Origin of the sequence: Xanthomonas vesicatoria ATCC 35937 (genome assembly GCF_001908725.1) — a bacterium.
Classification (GTDB): Bacteria; Pseudomonadota; Gammaproteobacteria; order Xanthomonadales; family Xanthomonadaceae; genus Xanthomonas; species Xanthomonas vesicatoria.
This window is the reverse complement of the sequence record NZ_CP018725.1, coordinates 3,972,453-3,989,630: the sequence shown is the minus strand read 5'-3', so window position 1 is coordinate 3,989,630 and position 17,178 is coordinate 3,972,453. Positions and strand designations below refer to the sequence as shown.

The 17,178-nt window shown below is 63.9% G+C and carries 18 protein-coding genes; 7 read left to right on the top strand and 11 right to left on the bottom strand.

Translation table 11 applies throughout. The features are described 5' to 3' along the window. Positions 1-115: 115 nt before the first annotated feature. From lptD to BJD12_RS17230, 6 genes are all read left to right on the top strand, one after another. A complete protein-coding gene (gene lptD, locus BJD12_RS17255; protein WP_042828327.1) occupies positions 116-2,557 on the top strand; it encodes an LPS-assembly protein LptD in 2,442 nt (813 codons plus the stop codon). Beyond that, complete coding sequence (locus BJD12_RS17250) at positions 2,554-3,945, top strand: peptidylprolyl isomerase (RefSeq protein ID WP_005995146.1); 1,392 nt, start codon at positions 2,554-2,556, stop codon at positions 3,943-3,945. Before lptD ends, BJD12_RS17250 begins: the two co-directional genes overlap by 4 nt. A gap of 7 nt (positions 3,946-3,952) precedes the next feature. Further along, positions 3,953-4,921, top strand: coding sequence for a 4-hydroxythreonine-4-phosphate dehydrogenase PdxA (gene pdxA, locus BJD12_RS17245; protein WP_005995147.1), 969 nt, complete (start codon positions 3,953-3,955; stop codon positions 4,919-4,921). Between the two features lie 112 nt (positions 4,922-5,033). After that, on the top strand, positions 5,034-5,822 hold the full coding sequence (rsmA, locus tag BJD12_RS17240; RefSeq protein WP_005995149.1) for a 16S rRNA (adenine(1518)-N(6)/adenine(1519)-N(6))-dimethyltransferase RsmA: 789 nt from the start codon (positions 5,034-5,036) through the stop codon (positions 5,820-5,822). A gap of 36 nt (positions 5,823-5,858) precedes the next feature. Next, on the top strand, positions 5,859-6,242 hold the full coding sequence (gene apaG, locus BJD12_RS17235) for a Co2+/Mg2+ efflux protein ApaG (protein ID WP_005995152.1): 384 nt from the start codon (positions 5,859-5,861) through the stop codon (positions 6,240-6,242). A gap of 28 nt (positions 6,243-6,270) precedes the next feature. After that, a complete protein-coding gene (locus BJD12_RS17230; RefSeq protein WP_005995154.1) occupies positions 6,271-7,245 on the top strand; it encodes a symmetrical bis(5'-nucleosyl)-tetraphosphatase in 975 nt (324 codons plus the stop codon). 47 nt (positions 7,246-7,292) lie between these two features. Here BJD12_RS17230 and BJD12_RS17225 read toward each other — a convergent pair whose 3' ends face one another. The 8 genes from BJD12_RS17225 to BJD12_RS17190 all read right to left on the bottom strand — a co-directional run bounded on the left by BJD12_RS17225 (position 7,293) and on the right by BJD12_RS17190 (position 13,008). Then, positions 7,293-7,787, bottom strand: a complete 495-nt coding sequence (locus tag BJD12_RS17225; protein WP_005995156.1) for a dihydrofolate reductase — start codon at positions 7,785-7,787, stop codon at positions 7,293-7,295. Then, a complete protein-coding gene (locus BJD12_RS17220; protein ID WP_005995158.1) occupies positions 7,784-8,071 on the bottom strand; it encodes a hypothetical protein in 288 nt (95 codons plus the stop codon). The genes BJD12_RS17225 and BJD12_RS17220 overlap by 4 nt, the downstream gene beginning before the upstream one ends. Positions 8,072-8,130: 59 nt before the next feature. After that, a complete protein-coding gene (locus BJD12_RS17215; protein WP_005995160.1) occupies positions 8,131-8,925 on the bottom strand; it encodes a thymidylate synthase in 795 nt (264 codons plus the stop codon). Next, a complete protein-coding gene (lgt, locus tag BJD12_RS17210; RefSeq protein ID WP_005995162.1) occupies positions 8,922-9,803 on the bottom strand; it encodes a prolipoprotein diacylglyceryl transferase in 882 nt (293 codons plus the stop codon). Before lgt ends, BJD12_RS17215 begins: the two co-directional genes overlap by 4 nt. A gap of 54 nt (positions 9,804-9,857) precedes the next feature. Next, positions 9,858-10,349, bottom strand: coding sequence for a TPM domain-containing protein (locus tag BJD12_RS17205; protein ID WP_005995164.1), 492 nt, complete (start codon positions 10,347-10,349; stop codon positions 9,858-9,860). Further along, the gene (locus BJD12_RS17200; protein WP_005995165.1) at positions 10,349-11,242 is read right to left on the bottom strand and encodes a TPM domain-containing protein; all 894 of its coding nucleotides are present in this window, start codon (positions 11,240-11,242) and stop codon (positions 10,349-10,351) included. Before BJD12_RS17200 ends, BJD12_RS17205 begins: the two co-directional genes overlap by 1 nt. Before the next feature lie 310 nt (positions 11,243-11,552). Further along, on the bottom strand, positions 11,553-12,248 hold the full coding sequence (locus BJD12_RS17195; RefSeq protein WP_228997696.1) for a LemA family protein: 696 nt from the start codon (positions 12,246-12,248) through the stop codon (positions 11,553-11,555). 379 nt (positions 12,249-12,627) lie between these two features. Continuing rightward, on the bottom strand, positions 12,628-13,008 hold the full coding sequence (locus BJD12_RS17190; RefSeq protein ID WP_039427137.1) for a diacylglycerol kinase: 381 nt from the start codon (positions 13,006-13,008) through the stop codon (positions 12,628-12,630). A 184-nt stretch (positions 13,009-13,192) separates the two neighbouring features. Between BJD12_RS17190 and BJD12_RS17185 the strand changes: the two genes are divergently transcribed. Continuing rightward, positions 13,193-13,903 carry an SGNH/GDSL hydrolase family protein gene (locus tag BJD12_RS17185; RefSeq protein WP_005995171.1) on the top strand — a complete coding sequence of 237 codons (711 nt, stop codon included), beginning with the start codon at positions 13,193-13,195 and terminating at the stop codon, positions 13,901-13,903. Positions 13,904-14,221: 318 nt separating this feature from the next. Here the strand turns inward: BJD12_RS17185 and BJD12_RS17180 are convergent, their stop codons facing one another. From BJD12_RS17180 to BJD12_RS17170, 3 genes are all read right to left on the bottom strand, one after another. Then, on the bottom strand, positions 14,222-15,493 hold the full coding sequence (locus BJD12_RS17180; RefSeq protein ID WP_005990244.1) for a sensor histidine kinase: 1,272 nt from the start codon (positions 15,491-15,493) through the stop codon (positions 14,222-14,224). Positions 15,494-15,634: 141 nt separating this feature from the next. Beyond that, a complete protein-coding gene (locus BJD12_RS17175; protein ID WP_002811889.1) occupies positions 15,635-16,348 on the bottom strand; it encodes a response regulator transcription factor in 714 nt (237 codons plus the stop codon). 90 nt (positions 16,349-16,438) lie between these two features. Beyond that, positions 16,439-17,107 carry an arylesterase gene (locus tag BJD12_RS17170; RefSeq protein ID WP_039426828.1) on the bottom strand — a complete coding sequence of 223 codons (669 nt, stop codon included), beginning with the start codon at positions 17,105-17,107 and terminating at the stop codon, positions 16,439-16,441. Positions 17,108-17,178: the final 71 nt, after the last annotated feature.

Genomic DNA, 17,178 nt, shown 5'->3' with positions numbered 1-17,178 from the left:
CGCGCCGGTCGCGCCCCTTTTGCGATGAACCTCGCCCTCTCCGCACCGGCACTCTTCATTGCCCCTATGCGGGGTATGCGGCAAGCTAGTCGCCATTTTATTGGTTGAACCACGCGTGCGCCGAGCTCTCCGCCTGCTGCCCCTGCCCTTGAGCATCGCCATCTGCCTCCCGGCAATGGCTGCCGACAAGCCGTTGAACTGGGGTTTGTGCCCGGCCGTGGATCCCCTGCCAGGCTTCGACGGCGCACCCGCCGCCGACGCCAAGGCGGCCGAAATGCGCCAGCAGCTGCCGACCGACATCGAGGGAGACCAGCTGTCCGGCACCAGCACCACCCCGCAGTACCAGGGAAACGTGGCGCTCAAGCGCGGCGACCAGTTCCTGGGTGCCGACAACCTGCGCATGGACACCGAGACCGGCAATTACATCGCCGAAGGCAATGTCCGCTACCAGGACACCTCCTTCCGCATGGTCGCCGACCGCGCCGAAGGCAATCAGGACACCGACGCCCACAAGGTCACCAACATCCAGTACCAGTTGGTGGACCGGCGCGGCAATGGTGCGGCCGAATCGGTGGATCTGCAGGGCCAGGTTGGGCAGATGCACCGTTCAACCTACACCACCTGCGATCCCTCACAGCCGATCTGGCGCGTGCGTGCGCCGGAGATCGACGTCGACAACGAAGAAGGCTTCGGCACCGCACGCAATGCCGTGCTGCAGATCGGCAAGGTGCCGGTGCTGTACTTCCCTTGGTTCAAGTTCCCGATCGACGACCGCCGCCAGACCGGCCTGCTGTTTCCGCAGTTCGGCCTGTCCGGCCGCAACGGCTTCGACTACCTGCAGCCGATCTACCTAAACCTGGCGCCGAACTACGACGCGACCCTGCTGCCGCGCTACATGAGCAAGCGCGGTTTCATGTTCGGCACCGAGTTTCGGTATCTGTACGAAGGCGGTCGCGGCGAGATCACCGGCAACTATCTGCCCAACGACAAGTTGCGCGAGAAGGACCGTGGCAATGTCTTCTACAGCGGTTACCACAACCTCAATTCCCACTGGCAGGCGCGCAGCAGCATCTCCTGGGTCAGCGACACCCGCTATGTGGAAGATTTCACCAGCCGCCTGAACGGTATGGGCTCGGCGTCCAGCCTGCAGAGCACTGTCGGCATCTACGGCACCGGCGAGACCTGGACCGCCGGCCTGATGGCTGACCGTTGGCAGCTGACCGACTACACGCTGGACGAGCAGGCGCTGCCCTACAACCGGCAGCCGCGTGTGTATTTCACCTGGGAGAAGCCATTCGGCATCTTCGAAGCCGGCGTCTACGCCGAAGCCGTGCGTTTCACCCATGACGACTCCTACTTTGTCCAGCCTCCGAGCCCTAGCGCTCCAGGCGAAACAAACAACCGCGACGATAGCGACGAGTACGTCCGCACCAACATCCGCAACAAGGAATACGGCAGCGGCTCGCGCCTGGACGTCAAGCCTTACATCTCGATGCCACTGTCAGGCGCGGCTTGGTTCGTGACGCCAACGGTCGCGTGGCGTTACACCGCCTACCAGCTGGATTCGACCGTCGCGAATACCCCCCCGTTGACCGGCAACCGCACGCCCACGCGCAGTCTGCCGATCGCCTCGCTGGACGCAGGGCTTTACTTCGATCGCGAGACCTCGCTGTTTGGCACCAACTATCTCAATACGTTGGAGCCGCGCATGTACTACTTGTACGTGCCATATCGCGACCAGGACGACTTGCCGGTCTTCGATACCCGTCCGTTCACATTCAGCTACGGACAGCTGTTCCGCGACACCCGCTACACCGGCGCCGACCGCCAGAACGATGCCAATCAGCTGACCCTGGCCGTAACGTCGCGCTGGCTGCGCCAGGAGGATGGCCGCGAGAAGCTGTCATTGAGCGCCGGCCAGATTCTGTACTTCAACGACTCGCTGGTCACCATCAACAACAGCAACAACTCTGCTGCCGGTAGCGAACAGACTGTCGAGCAAGGCAAGTCCGCCTGGGTGGCCGATGCCAACTACATGATCAATGACCGCTGGTCGATGGGCGCCACGTATCAGTGGAATCCGAACTCGCGCAAGGAAGATCTTGCCAGCCTGCGTACGCGGTATCTGCTCAACAACGACGGCATCGTCAATCTGGCATACCGTTACCGCCGCAACCTCATCGACAATAGTGACCAGCTCAAGCAGGCCGATTTCTCGTTCCTGTATCCGATCAACCCCACCTGGAGTGCGGTCGGTCGTTATTACTACTCGTTGTTGGACCGCAAGCCGCTGGAAATCATCGGTGGCGTGCAGTGGGACAGCTGCTGCCTGGCAGTGCGCGCGCTGGTGCGCCGGTTCGTGCGCAACCGCGATGGCGAGATGGACAACTCCATCCAGTTCGAGTTCGTACTCAAGGGCTTGAGTTCGTTTGGTCAGAACACGGACCGCACTTTGCGCCGTGCTATTCTCGGCTATTACCGCGACGACCTGTACCTGGTCCCGCCCAGCAACACCACGACCAATCCGGACGATTACGATCCGAACCTGATTCCATGACCAAGCCTTTCTCTGTTCTTCTTGCCTCGTTGCTGGTGATCACCAGCACGGTCTCGCCGCTGGCATCGGCGCAGCAATCCCAGCCACTGGACCGCATTGCCGCCATCGTCGACGAAGACGTGGTGCTGCAGAGCGAGCTCGACCGTGCCGTACGCAACGTCAAGTCGCAGTACGCCGGCCGGGAAAACCAGCTGCCGCCGGACGATGTCCTGCAGCGGCAGGTGCTTGAGCGCTTGGTTCTGGTCAAGTTACAGGTCGGCCGTGCGGATGGCAGCGGTATCCGCGTCAGCGACGAGGAGCTCAACCGCGCCATTGCCAGCATTGCCCAGCAGAACGGCACCACGGTGGATGGCCTGCGCCAGAAGCTGGCGGCCGACGGCATGGCGTACGGCGATTTCCGCTCCTCGGTGCGCGACGAAATCATCGTGCAGCGCCTGCGTCAAAGCTTTGCGCAGAGCCGGATCAGCGTCAGCGAAGGCGAAGTGGATACCGCGCTGGCCCAGCAGGCCACGACCGGCAGCCAGTATCACTTGGCACACATCCTGGTGGGCCTGCCGGAAGGTGCGACTGCCGACCAGATCGCCACCGGTCAAAAGAAGGTCGATGGCGTCAAGGCCTTGATCGACAAGGGCGAACTGGACTTCTCCGCTGCAGCGGTGCGTTATTCGGATAGCCCGAATGCGCTGGAAGGCGGCGACCTGGGCTGGCGCAGCCTGGACGAAATCCCCAATGCGTTTGCCCAGCTGATCCGCGACATGCAGCCTGGCCAGGTGGCTGGCCCGCTGCGTGGCCCGAGCGGCTTCCAGCTGCTCAAGCTGGTGGAGATGCGCGACGCCAATGCCGGCGGCGAAAAGAAGATGGTCACCGAATACAACGCGCGCCACATTCTGGTCCGCATCGGCGACAACCAGACCGACGCGCAGGCCAAGGCCAAGATCGACACGCTGCGGGCACGCATTGCGGGTGGCGCCGAGTTCCAGGCCACGGCCAAGGAGTCCTCCGAGGACACCAACAGCCGCGGCCAGGGTGGCGACCTGGGCTGGTTCCCGGCCGATGCGTTCGGCCCGGACTTCGGCAAGCAGGTCGAGGGCCTGGCCGATGGCGCGGTATCCGAACCGTTCCGTACCCAGGCCGGTTGGCATATCGTGCAGCGCGTCGGCAGCCGTCAGACCGACATCAGTGCCGAAAACCAGCGTGCGCAGATCCGTGAAACGATCGGCCGTCGCAAGCTGGAAGAGGAATACAACCGCTACCTGCAGGAACTGCGTGGCGAGGCGTATGTGAGCTACCGCACCGGCGATCGTGCCGACGGCAATGCCACCGCCGAGCCCACCAAGAGCGCAGGACCGGCCACCCCGACCCCGCCGCCGGCACAGCCGGCGCGCTGAGTCGGTGATGGTGCCGTCGCTCGCGCTGGTGCCAGGCGAGCCGGCCGGAATCGGGCCGGAGCTGTGCATCCGGCTCGTCCAGCAGCCGCGCTCCGATGCGCGGCTGGTTGCTTACGCCGACCCCGATACCCTGAACAGCGCCGCAAAGGCGCTGTCTTTGTCTGTGCGCTTGCTCGACCCAGACCAGCCGGCACGCATGCCTGGCGATTTGCCGCTGTTTCCGATTCGCCAAACCGTCCCGACCCGCTTCGGCACTGCCGACCCGGCCAATGCAGCGGCCGTCATTGCCGGCCTGCGGACCGCTGCAGGCGACTGCCTTGCCGGCCACCTGCAAGGCATCGTGACCGGCCCGGTGCACAAGGCGGTCGTCAATGCTGGCGGTATCGCCTACACCGGCACCACCGAATTGCTGGCCGAGCAGGCCCAATGCCCGGTGGTGATGATGCTGGCCAACAGCATCGTGCGTGTGGCGCTAGTGACCACGCACCTGCCGCTGCGCGCGGTGGCCGATGCGATCACTGCCGACGCGGTTGAGCGCTGCCTGCGCATCACCCATGCCGCGATGCATCGCGACTTCGGCTTGGAACATCCGCGTATCGCCGTGCTCGGCCTCAACCCGCATGCAGGCGAGGACGGCCACCTGGGCCGCGAAGAACTGGACATCATCATCCCGCTGCTGACGCAGCTGCGTGGCGAAGGCATGCAATTGATCGGCCCGTTGCCGGCGGATACCGCATTCCTGCCGCAGAAGCTGCGTGGCTTCGACGCGGTGGTGGCGATGTACCACGACCAGGGCCTGCCGGTACTCAAATACAGCGGTTTCGAGCAAGCGGTGAACATCACCCTGGGCCTGCCCTACCCGCGCGTGGCGGTGGATCACGGCACCGCGCTGGAATTGGCCGGACGCGGCATCGCCGATCCGTCCAGCCTGATGGCGGCCACTGCGTTATGCGCCCGTCTGGCGGCACGCAGCTAACACCGCGCCGCTGGTGCGCGATTGCCGCAGGCTATGCGAGTCAGTTAACTGTTGCAGCCTGACACGCAGCACCGACGCCGCGTGCAGCCGCCGGCTCCGTTAAACTGCGCGCATGAATTCTTCCTTCAGCGCACCGGCCAAGAAGTCGCTTGGCCAGCACTTTCTTGCCGACCGGTATTACATCGACCGGATCGTCCAGGCGGTGGACCCGCGCGCCGGCCAGCACCTGGTCGAAATCGGCCCCGGACAGGGCGCCATCACCTTCCCGCTGCTGCGCAAGCACGGCGCACTGACCGTGATCGAATTCGACCGCGACCTGATCGCACCGTTGACCGAGGCGGCCGCGCCGATCGGCGAACTGAGCATCATCCATCGCGACGTGCTCAGCGTGGATTTCACCGACGTGGCCAACGGCACGCCGATCCGGCTGGTCGGCAACCTGCCTTACAACATCTCCTCGCCGATCCTGTTCCATGCGCTGGACCACGCCGCTGCGGTGGCCGACATGCACTTCATGCTGCAGAAGGAAGTGGTTGACCGCATGGCCGCCGGTCCCGGCAGCAAGGTCTACGGCCGGCTCAGCGTAATGCTGCAGGCGTACTGCGAAGTCACCGCGCTGTTCGTGGTGCCGCCGGGCGCATTCCGGCCGCCACCGAAGGTGGACTCGGCGGTGGTGCGATTAGTGCCGCGCGACCCGGCGACGGTCATGATCAACGACCGCCGCCGCTTTGCCGATGTGGTGCGCGCCGGCTTCGGGCAGCGTCGAAAGACATTGCGCAATGCCTTGTCCACCGTGTGCGAACCCGCGCATTTTGAGGCAGCCGGCGTGCGTCCGGATGCCCGCGCCGAACAACTCGAGGTCGCCGATTTCATCCGGCTGGCCAATGTCGAGCTGGCTTGAGCGCCGCTCCCACACTGTTTTATTTAGACTTTTCCCATGCAAGATGATCCCCGCTATCGGGTCGAGGTCGAGGTGTCGCCGCGCTTCCTCGCCCATCAATCGACCCCGGAAGAGGGCCGCTATGCCTTCGCCTACAGCATCCGCATCCACAACGCGGGCGCTGTGCCTGCACGCCTGATCGCACGCCATTGGCAGATCACCGATGCCAACGGCCGCACCGAAGAGGTGGACGGCGAAGGCGTGGTCGGCGAGCAGCCGTGGCTACGCCCCGGCGAAGCCTTCCATTACACCTCCGGTGTGCTGCTGGAAACCGAGCAGGGCCAGATGCAAGGCCACTACGACATGGTGGCCGACGATGGCACCGAATTCACCGCCCCGATCGCCGCCTTCGTGCTGAGCGTACCCAGGACGCTGCACTGATGACCGCTGGATTGATGGAGCGCACGCGATGAGCGTCTGGGCAATTGGCGACCTGCAAGGCTGCTACGACATTACCCAGCGATTGCTGGAGAAGATCAATTTCGATCCTGCACAGGACACGCTGTGGTTCTGCGGCGATCTGGTCAACCGCGGCGGCCAATCGCTGGAAACGCTGCGGCTGGTGCATTCGCTGCGCGCGCACAGCGTGGTGGTGCTGGGCAACCACGACCTGTCGCTGTTGGCGATTGGTGCGCGTTCGGAAGAAGAGCAGCGCAAGGTCAACCCGGATCTGCAGCGCATCGTGCTGGCCGAGGACCGCGACGTGCTGCTGGACTGGCTGCGCATGCAGAAGCTGGCGCACGTGGACCGCGAACTGGGCTGGATGATGATCCATGCGGGGCTGGCGCCGAAGTGGACCACGCAGCTTGCCGAAAAACACGCGCGCGAAGTCGAGCAGCAGCTGCAGGGCGGCGGCTATCGCAAACTATTGCGCAACATGTACGGCGATCAGCCGGGCTGGTCGCCCGGCCTGAGTGGGTACGACCGCAGCCGCGCGATCATCAACCTGTTCACGCGCATGCGCTATTGCACGCCGCGCGGCCGCATCGCCACCGACGACAAGGGCACGCCGGGCACGCAGGCACAGGGTCTGTATCCGTGGTTCGAAGTGCCGGGCCGGGTCGAGCGCGATCTCAAGATCGTGTGCGGACATTGGTCTGCGCTGGGGCTGACCATTACTCAGGGCGTGCATGCCATCGATACCGGCGCGGTGTGGGGCGGCAAACTCACCGCCCTGCAACTGGATACCGACGAACTGCGCGTGGTGCAGGTGCCGGGACGCGAGGTCACTGCCCCGACCGCACCTGCCGCGAATGCACCGCGGCGTCCACGCGAAGGCCAGGGCCGCCAGCGCGGGCGAGGCCGTGGGCGCGGCAATGCGGGGAATGTCGGCAACGGCAACGCCGCGCCAGCCAAGCCGCAAGGTGGCGGCGTTCCTGAGTAAGCCGCATTGAACCTGGCGCGCCGATCGCGCGCCGCATCCTTGCCGGCTCAGCGCCGCAGGTAATCCACAAAGGAAAACGCAAATGCATGTCGGTCGTCGGCCGCATGCACATGGCGATGCGTTGGCACCCACACCGCCGGGTCGATCGGGGGGAAGTGCGTGTCGGCGCCTTCCACCGCGGTGTCGACCTCGGTCACTGCCAGCACGTCGGCGCGCTCCATCGTCAGGCGATACACCTCGCCACCGCCGATCACGCACAATTCCTGCGCGCCGCCCTGCCCGGCACGTTCGATCGCCTGATCCACCGATGCCACCGCGTGCATGCCCGCGAACGGCACCTGCCCCGAGCGCGTCAGCACCAGATTCAGGCGCCCTGGCAGCGCGCGCCCGAGCGACTGCGCAGTCTTGCGCCCCATCAGAATCGGCTTGCCCATCGTCAGCGCCTTGAAGCGCTTGAGATCGTCCGGCAGCTTCCACGGCAAATCGTTATCGCGCCCGATGGCATTGTTACGGTCGAACGCAACGACCAGAATCAGCTTCATGTGTCTGGATACAGCTCGTTATAGATCTTCATTGCAGCATGCCTGCCAAGCATCCCAAAGAACAGAGTCGCAAGGTAGAGCAGGAAGATGGCACCCAATGCCGCCTGCGATTGCTCGCCTAGCACTCTCGTCAACTCCAGTCGCTCACCTTTGTAGAAGGCAATCCCGAAAAATCCGATCGGCGCGATGAGAACAATGCTTGTCAGATTAACGAACAGACTTGCCTGCATCGCCATCAGCGAGTCGGCAAGTTTCTCTCGTGCCTTGTTCGAATTCTTCGCCATGACACGCCTCTTCTTTGTCCAATGGAGATCAGCCTGCGTCTCGTCCGTTGAGATCAGGCTTACACCGCCACCGGCGCCTTGATCGCCGGATGCGGGTCGTAGCCCTCAATGGCAATGTCCTCGAAGCGGAACGCGAACAGATCGGTGACTTCCGGATTCAGGCGCAAGGTTGGCAGCGCGCGCGGGGCGCGTGTCAGCTGCACGCGCGCCTGGTCGAAGTGGTTCGCATACAGATGCGCGTCGCCCAGCGTATGTACGAAATCGCCCACGCCCAACCCGGTGGCCTGCGCCACCATGTGCGTGAGCAGCGCATAGCTGGCGATGTTGAACGGCACACCCAAAAAAATGTCGCCGCTGCGCTGGTAGAGCTGGCAGCTGAGCTTGCCGTCGACCACATAGAACTGGAACAGGCTATGGCACGGCATCAATGCCATCTGCGACAGCTCGCCGACATTCCAGGCGCTGATGACCAGGCGACGCGAATCCGGGTTGCGTTTGATCTCATCCACCAGCCACTGCATCTGGTCAATCTCGACGCCGTCAGGGCCGGTCCAGCGCCGCCACTGCTTGCCGTAGACCGGGCCAAGGTCGCCGTTGTCGTCTGCCCATTCGTCCCAGATACGCACCTGGTTGTCTTTCAGATACCCGATATTGGTATCGCCCTGCAGGAACCACAGCAGCTCGTGGATGATCGAGCGCAGATGCAGCTTCTTGGTGGTGACCAGCGGAAAGCCGGCGTTGAGATCGAAGCGCATCTGCCAGCCGAACACGCTGCGCGTGCCGGTGCCGGTGCGGTCGGACTTTTCGGCGCCGTGTTCCAGCACATGCCGCAACAGATCCAGATACGGCTTCACTTCGCGGCCTCCACGGCCGGCACCACCGGCTGCAAGACCGGCGCACGGCGCGACATCGCCAGCAAGATCAGGCCCACCGCAATCAACGGCAAGCTCAGAATCTGGCCCATCGTCAGCCAGTTGAACGCCAGATAGCCGATCGGCGCATCCGGCACGCGCACGAATTCCACGATGAAGCGGAACACGCCGTACAGCAACGCAAACAGCCCCGACACCGCATAGCGTGCACGCGGCTTCATCGAAAATACCCACAACACGACAAACATCACCACGCCCTCCAGCACGGCCTCGTACAGCTGCGATGGGTGACGTGCGAAGCGATCCAAGGCACCTGCGGCGTATTGCGCATGAATCTGCGCTGGCGCGATGTCGGCCAGTTCGGGGGCATGCGGAAAGATCACGCCCCAGCCCGCCTGCGTGAACTTGCCCCACAACTCGCCGCCGACAAAATTGCCGAGCCTCCCGAAGCCAAGGCCCAGCGGCACCAGCGGCGCGACAAAATCCATCACGTCGAAGAAGTGCAGACGATGCTTGCGCGCCCACAGCCAGCAGGCGATCAATACGCCCAGCAGGCCTCCGTGGAAGCTCATGCCGCCTTCCCACACCTTGAACAGGATCAGCGGATTGGCCAGGAACGTCTCGAACGCATAAAACAGCATGTAGCCGATGCGCCCGCCCAGCACCACGCCGAGCATGCCGTAGAACAGCAGGTCGGAGAACCCGTCCATGTCCACGCCGGGCAGACGGCCGCGCAGGATGCGCGAGCGGCCCAGCCCCCAGGCCGAGAAGAAGGCGGCCAGGTACATCAAGCCGTACCAGTGCACCTGCACCGGGCCAAGCGAGAAGGCAATGGGGTCGATGGCGTGCAGATAGATCATGCGGACCACGTATCACAAAAAAGCGAGGCGTCTATTCTGACACCTCGCACGCTCTCAGCCTAAGAGCTGTGGCCGATCGGGCAGCTCGTCTTCATGCTGCACGTGGGCGGCACGCGGGAAATGCGCGACCAGTAGCTCGGTCACCGCTTCGATGCCGGCCAGGACGGCCGCCTCGTACTGGCGCTCGCGCAGGAATTGCTGCATGCGCCGGCACACCTCCGCCCACTGCGCCTCCGGCACCTGGCTGCGCAGGCCGCGGTCGGCAACCACTTCGATGGCGTGGTCGGCCAGCAACAGATAAATCAGCACCCCGTTATTGGCTTCGGTGTCCCAGGTACGCAGCTGGGCGAACGCCTGTTCGGCGCGCTGGCGAGCGGTGTGCCCGCGCCACAGCGCCCCGAGCGGCAGGTCCGCCTCGACCGCCACCATGATCTGGCCGGTATGGGTGCGCTCGCTGGCTGCCACGGCCGCCGCGATCGTCTCCATGCAACCGGCTGGAAACCTGCGCTGCGCCGATGGCGCGAAGAGATGCCTGAGCCACCGCATTACCAGCTCCCCGAGGCGCCACCGCCTCCCGATGATCCACCGCCGCCGCCCCAGCCGCCGCCAAAACCGCCACGGCCACCGCCCCCGAATCCTCCAAATCCACCGCCGCCCCAGCCACCGCCGCCGACAAAGCGCCCCGGCGAGCCGGAGGTCAGGCCTGCCAACAGGCCGATGACGGCTGCACCGGCGCTGGCGAACAGCAACGACGTGAACACCAGGGCGGCACCGCCGGCGGCGACACCGGTCAACACGGCGCGCAATGGCCGCGGCAAAGCGCCGAGGATGCCGCGGGCCACCATGGCGACCACAAATCCGATAAACAACGCCATGATCCAGCCGCCACCGCGTGCACCATCGCCCACGCCGCTATCGGCGTGCCCGCTGACCGGGGCCGGCAGCGCTTCGCCTTCGATCAGGCCGGCCAGCGTCGCGGTCGCGTCGCGAATGCCGCCGCCGTAGTCGCCCTCGCGAAAACGCGGCGCCAGATACTCCTGGATGATGCGGTTGGCCACGATGTCGGGGATGACGCCCTCCAGGCCATAACCGGGCTGGATGCGGACGCGGCGATCATCCTTGGCCACCAGCAACAGCACGCCATCGTCCACGCCCTTGCGCCCGATTTTCCATTGATCGAACACCCGCTGGGCGTACTGCTCGATCGCCTCCGGCTGGGTGGTCGGCACGATCAGGATCTGCAGCTGCGCGCCCTTGCGTTGCTGCAACGCCAGAGCCTGCTGCTCAAGCTGCTGGATCTGTGCCGCATCCAGGGTGCCGGTGACGTCGACCACTGGCGAGCGCAGAGGTGGGATGGCCGCAAGATCCTGCGCCAGCACCGCGGTAGGCAGCAGTAATAACGCCATTATCCAAGACACCCACATGTGCGTTTTCCGCATGACCAACTCCTACCTAATAGCTGATGGTTAATCAGCACTGACAACTAGCTCTTCCTTCTCCCTGCGGGAGAAGGTGTCCCGAAGGGGCGCATAAGGGCATGGGCGAAGCTACTGACAGAGTCGTTACACGACACCTCCGCCTCCAACCACAACCCCAGTCCCTCCCGCGAGGGATAGGGGATTGATTGCCTGCATTTGAACGTTGGTTGATCAGGCAGGCGACAGCTTGGTCGCCTTCGCCTAGGTAGCGATTCACTCAACATTCCCTGCAGCACACCATGCAGTATTTAGACTGCGCAGGTGCATCTGTTTACTGCGCAGGCTGCGGTTGCTGCTGTGGCAGTTGCTGCTGAGGCGGTTGCTGCTGTGGCAGTTGCTGCTGAGGCGGTTGCTGCTGTGGCGGTTGTTGCTGCGGCGCTTGCTGATTGCCGAAATCCACCTGCGGCGCACGCGAGATCTGCGCTTCGTTTTCCACGCTGAAATTCGGCTTGGGCTGGTAGCCGAAGATCTTGGCGGTGATCACCTGCGGGAACGAACGGATGTAGGTGTTGTAGTCCTGCACGGTCTGGATGTAACGGCCGCGCGCCACGGTGATGCGGTTCTCGGTGCCTTCCAGCTGCACCTGCAGGTCGCGGAACGACTGGTCGGACTTGAGCTGCGGGTAATTTTCGCTGACCACCAGCAACCGCGACAACGCGCTGCCCAGTTCGCCCTGCGCCTGCTGAAAACGCTTGAGCGAGGCTTCGTCATCGGCATTGACCTGGATCTGCCCGACACGTGCACGCGCATTGGTCACTTCGGTCAGCACCTGACGCTCCTGCTGTGCATATCCCTGCACGGTGCGCACCAGGTTGGGAATCAGGTCGGCACGACGCTGGTACTGATTGAGGACCTCCGACCAACCGGCCTTGACGCCCTCTTCCTTTTGCTGGATCGCGTTGTACCCGCAACCCGACAGCGAGGCGGTCAGGAGCAGCAATACCAGGGCACGCATCAGGACAGACATGCAGGCGATTCCGTTGAAAGAGAGCCGCAGCATGCCATGCGTCAGGTCAAGCCGGCATACACATGCGCCTGCCTGGCGTGCAAGGTGACGCTGCACACCAGAGACATACGCAAGCATGTCCATCGGCCCTTCATGGTGATGGCGCCACGCCCGCCACTGCCAGCTCCTGTCAGCAGCATGCATCCACACACAGATCGTGCCTTACCCGAACCGACAAACGTCTCCAAGCGGATCGCCTGAAGCCAGACGAACGGCGTCCTTACGAATGTGGCGGGCAACGTCCATGGGAAGACACAGTTGTGCTTGATCCTGCCGAGCGCACCGGCGCACAGTGAGCGATGCAGGCGCACAAACGGAGAACATCAGTAGATGTCTGTCCTCAAAAGACCCGCGGCAACAGGATCAATCCCCAGCACAGCACCACATTGATCAAAAGTAGGAACACCGCTGCCGAGCCCATGTCCTTGGCGCGGCCGGCGAGCACGTGGTGCTCGGGGCCATAGCGTTCGATCACAGCCTCGATGGCCGAATTCAACAGCTCGGCGGCCAGCACGATCAACAACGGTGCAATCAGCGCGATGCGCTCCAGCGGCGACTGACCCAGCCAGATGCCCATTGGGGCCATGACCACGGCCAGGCAGACTTCCAGGCGGAACGAGGATTCGTGCAACCAGGCAGCACGCAAGCCCTGCCACGACCAGATCGCGGCCTTGAGCATGCGGCGCGGTCCGCGCGGCACGTGTCCTAATTGATCGGCCATGCCTCAGTGCTTCCGGCCGCAAGGGCGTGTCAGGGGACGGGGAAAACGCATGGTGTGGCCGCTGCTGGGGAAAGTGCGAATCTTGCACGGTGATGGTGCGTATCGCCAGCCACGGCCGAGTTTGCCGTCAGCTTGCAGACTGCTGCACCATGGGCAGCCCGCTTCATTGTTGTAGGCCTTCCACATGACTCGATCCACCTTGCGCACACTGCTGTGCAGCCTTGCATTGCTCTCCAGCCAGGCCATCGCGCAGGCCCATCAGGCTCCGTACGCCATGCCTGCGGTGCCCGCCCAGGTGTCCAACACGGCCTGGGAAGAGGACATGCAGCGCTTTGCCGCCAGCGATGCGCGCCAGCCGCCGCCCAGACACGGCATCGTCTTTGTCGGCAGTTCGTCGATCCGCTTCTGGGACACCCTGGCGCAGGATTTCCCAGGTAAGCCGGTCATCAACCGCGGCTTCGGCGGTTCGGAAGTGCGCGACAGCACTTGGTACGCCGACCGCATCGTGATCCCGTATGCGCCACGTCAGGTGCTGCTGTATGCCGGCGATAACGATCTCAACAGCGGCCGCACGCCCGAACAGGTGCGCGATGACGTGGTGGCGTTCGTGGCACGCATCCGGCGCGACCTGCCCGATACGCGCATCAGCTATCTGTCGATCAAACCCAGCCCCTCGCGTGCGCAGTTGCTGCCGTCGGTCATCGCCGCCAATCGCCTGATCAAGGACGCACTCGCGCCGCTGCCGCGTGTGGATTTTGTCGATGTCTACACGCCCATGCTCGATGCCAGCGGCAAGCCGCGCTCCGAACTGTTTCGCGATGACATGCTGCATATGACTGCAGACGGTTATGCCCTTTGGCGCAAGGCGGTGGCGCCTGTGTTGGAACAAAAATAGGGCGTTGGCTGAGCGATCTGAGGGCGCAGGCCATCGGATCGGCTGGTTGGCGCTGAAGCGACGGACCACAGGAAGCCTCATGCACATCGGGCGCAGCAAGGATGCAGCGCGCGGCGGCGTGGATGCTGGGCGCCGTGGTATTGCAGTAGCCATCTGAATCATCGCCACCGCACGCAACGCCAACCCGTCCAAACGGCCCGGCGCATGAAGCGATGCGAATCGTTCGGCACATCCGGCGCATGGCCACCCATGCGCACCTGCTACCCTCGTGACGCTGCTATCGGTCCGCAACGACGCGCTTGGCAAACCGCAAGCGGCTTATGCCACCACCACCGCCACCGAGGTCCCCACACCTGCTTCGCTATGCAGTTCGATCCGCCAACCGAAGCGGTCGCACAGCCGCCGCACGATCGACAAGCCCAGCCCAGTGCCCTGCGGGCGCGTGGGATCAGCGCGGAAAAACGGCTCGAATGCACGCACACGCGCCTCTTCGCTCATGCCGATACCGGTATCGCGCACCACGATGCGGTCCTGGGTGACTTCCACCTCGATGCTGCCGGTGTCGGTATAGGCGCAGGCGTTGCGCAACAGATTGCTCAGCACCACCCGCATCACCCGCGGCGGCGCGAACATCTGCAGGCTGCCCTCGCCGACCATACGTAAGGAGACCGGCTTGTCGCCGAGCAATTCGCGGGCGCTCTCGACCTCCTCGCTTGCCAGCTCTGCCGCGTCGAAGGTTTCGCTTTGCGGATCGATCTCCGCTTCGCGCGCCAGGATCAGGAAGGCATCGATCACCGCTTCCATGTCGCGGCCGGCACGCTGGATGCGACGCAGGCTACGCTGGGTACGTTGCGACAGTTCGTCGTCAGCCAGTGCCATGTCGCTGGCCACACGGATCACTGTCAGTGGTGTGCGCAGCTCATGGCTGGCATCGCGGGTGAAGTTGCGTTCGCGCGCGACGTGATCGCTGACGCGTTGGCCAAGGGCATGCAATGCGGCGGCCAACTGCCGAGTTTCACCTTGCAGCTCTGCTGGTAACCGCTCCGGCGACAGCTCGTCCACATCGGGATTGCGCGGATCCCAGTGCGACACGCGTCGCGCGAGCCAGCTGATCGGCGACACCAGGCGCTTGGAAACGCGGTAGGTGAACCAGGAAACCCCATAGATTCCCAGCAGCACGATGATGGCGGGCACAACGCCGAACCACCACGTCAGATGCGCGGCACGCGAACGCGGAAATACCAGATACAGGCGCCCTTCGGGACGTTGATCCACATAGACCAGCGCATCGGCTGCCCCTACCTCGCTGAAACCCGGGGACAGTGCCTGCAGCGCGCGCGGCGCCGCATTGGCGGTAGTACCGGCAGGCGAGAAATATCCTTGGATATTGCGTGTATTGGGCGGACGGTGGTCCGGCGTACTCCTGTGCATGCGCCAGAAGTGCACTGCCTCGTCGGCAAGCACAGTGCGCACCAGGCTGTACTTAATCACAAAGGAAATCAGATACCCGCCTAGCACGATGGCCAGGCTCGCCAGCGCGACCTGAAGCAGGAAGGCAAGACGTATTTTTCTCGGGAGCCCGTGTGGCATTGCTGCATCCAGGGGAGAGCGCCGGATTATAGGCAACGCTTCCGTAAGTCCGTCGTGCAACCAGGCGGCAGCACGGGGGAACGAGCGCGCGTGTGCGCCTACAGGATCAGCCGGCCGCCAGGTGGCGGCCGGCTGGCGACATCAGGCCATCGGCTGGGCGATGTCGGCAATGCGATAGCCGGCGCTCTGCACGGTGTGCAGCAGCGGGCGATCGAACGGCTTGTCGATGATCTTGCGCAGGTTGTACAGATGGCTGCGCAGCGTGTCCGAATCGGGCAACCCATTGCCCCAGATCTCGCGCTCGATTTCCTGGCGGGTCACCACGCGCGGCGATTCGCGCATCAGGATGGTGAGCAGGCGCAGACCGATCGGCGAGAGCTGCAGCTCGGTGCCGGCACGGGTGGCACGCATGCTGACCGGGTCGAGCACCAGGTCGGCGACTTTGAGCACTTCCGAACCCACCTGACGTCGCTCGCGACGGATCAAGGCACGCAGACGTGCTTCCAGTTCCTGAATCGCGAAAGGCTTGGTCAGATAATCGTCTGCACCGAAACCCAGGCCGGTGAGCTTGTCGTCCAGTGTGTCGCGGGCGGTCAGCATCAGCACCGGCGTGGACTTGCGTGCGTCGTTACGCAGGCGACGACACACTTCGATACCGTCCAGGCGTGGCAGCATGAGGTCCAGCACGACGACGTCGTAGCTGTTCTCGGCGGCCAGACGGTAACCGTCCAGCCCATCCTGCGCATAGTCGACCTCGAAGCCACGGCCTTCCAGGTATTCGCCGATCATTTCAGAGATATTGCGGTTGTCTTCGACGACCAGCACGAGGCCGGACGTTTCCTTGGTCTGACGCATGGACTTTCCTCGGTCTTCAGCTTTGTGAAACATGCCGGATCGGCGGTGGAAAGCACGTGAAGACCAGATAACGTCATGTGACGCGCTGGTTCAGCGGGTCAGCATCGGGCGCAACGCCGGCCATACCGTTTCCAGCACCCTGGGCTGAGCCGCAGCGGTCGGGTGGAGGCCGTCGGCCTGCATCAATCCGGGCTGCAAGGCCACCTTTTCCAGAAAGAACGGCACAAGCGCGGTGTTGTACTGTTTGGACAGATCGGCGTAGGTGGCTTTCAGACGCTCGCGATAGGCCGGGCCATAGTTGGGCGGCACGTCGATGCCCAGCAACAGTACCTTGGCGCCGGCCTGCTGGCTGAGTTGAATCATCTTTTCCAGGTTGCCCTTGAGCTGGGCCGGGGTCAGCCCGCGCAGCGCATCGTTGCCACCTAGCTCGATCACCACCACGCCGGGGCGATGCTTTTGCAACAGTCCGGGCAACCGGGTCAATGCGCCGGACGTGGTTTCGCCGCTGATACTGGCATTGACGACTGCCGGTGGCGTCGCCATGTCACGCTTCAGGCGTTGGTCGAGCAAGGTGACCCAGCCGGACTGCACCGGGATGTTGTGCGCAGCGCTCAGGCTGTCGCCCACCACCAGGATCGGCGCGGTCGTCACCGGACTTCTGGCAGAGGCAATCCCCGGCGCGAGCAGGGAGAGTGTCAGCAGCCACAGGACCAGCGCGCCATATCGCAGTGTTCTTTCACGCATTCGGAGATTCCTCATCGACAGTCTGGCCCCCCGCTCCAGCACCCGCACCGCCATCGACGTCCGCGAAGTCGGTAAATCCGTCAGTG

Excerpts from the sequence above, each read along its gene's own strand:
- BJD12_RS17250 (WP_005995146.1), top strand. The coding sequence starts at position 2,554 with ATGACCAAGCCTTTCTCTGTTCTTCTTGCCTCGTTGCTGGTGATCACC.
- pdxA (WP_005995147.1), top strand. The coding sequence starts at position 3,953 with ATGGTGCCGTCGCTCGCGCTGGTGCCAGGCGAGCCGGCCGGAATCGGG.
- rsmA (WP_005995149.1), top strand. The coding sequence starts at position 5,034 with ATGAATTCTTCCTTCAGCGCACCGGCCAAGAAGTCGCTTGGCCAGCAC.
- apaG (WP_005995152.1), top strand. The coding sequence starts at position 5,859 with ATGCAAGATGATCCCCGCTATCGGGTCGAGGTCGAGGTGTCGCCGCGC.
- BJD12_RS17230 (WP_005995154.1), top strand. The coding sequence starts at position 6,271 with ATGAGCGTCTGGGCAATTGGCGACCTGCAAGGCTGCTACGACATTACC.
- BJD12_RS17225 (WP_005995156.1), bottom strand. The coding sequence starts at position 7,787 with ATGAAGCTGATTCTGGTCGTTGCGTTCGACCGTAACAATGCCATCGGG.
- BJD12_RS17220 (WP_005995158.1), bottom strand. The coding sequence starts at position 8,071 with ATGGCGAAGAATTCGAACAAGGCACGAGAGAAACTTGCCGACTCGCTG.
- lgt (WP_005995162.1), bottom strand. The coding sequence starts at position 9,803 with ATGATCTATCTGCACGCCATCGACCCCATTGCCTTCTCGCTTGGCCCG.
- BJD12_RS17205 (WP_005995164.1), bottom strand. The coding sequence starts at position 10,349 with ATGCGGTGGCTCAGGCATCTCTTCGCGCCATCGGCGCAGCGCAGGTTT.
- BJD12_RS17200 (WP_005995165.1), bottom strand. The coding sequence starts at position 11,242 with ATGCGGAAAACGCACATGTGGGTGTCTTGGATAATGGCGTTATTACTG.
- BJD12_RS17195 (WP_228997696.1), bottom strand. The coding sequence starts at position 12,248 with ATGTCTGTCCTGATGCGTGCCCTGGTATTGCTGCTCCTGACCGCCTCG.
- BJD12_RS17190 (WP_039427137.1), bottom strand. The coding sequence starts at position 13,008 with ATGGCCGATCAATTAGGACACGTGCCGCGCGGACCGCGCCGCATGCTC.
- BJD12_RS17185 (WP_005995171.1), top strand. The coding sequence starts at position 13,193 with ATGACTCGATCCACCTTGCGCACACTGCTGTGCAGCCTTGCATTGCTC.
- BJD12_RS17180 (WP_005990244.1), bottom strand. The coding sequence starts at position 15,493 with ATGCCACACGGGCTCCCGAGAAAAATACGTCTTGCCTTCCTGCTTCAG.
- BJD12_RS17175 (WP_002811889.1), bottom strand. The coding sequence starts at position 16,348 with ATGCGTCAGACCAAGGAAACGTCCGGCCTCGTGCTGGTCGTCGAAGAC.
- BJD12_RS17170 (WP_039426828.1), bottom strand. The coding sequence starts at position 17,107 with ATGAGGAATCTCCGAATGCGTGAAAGAACACTGCGATATGGCGCGCTG.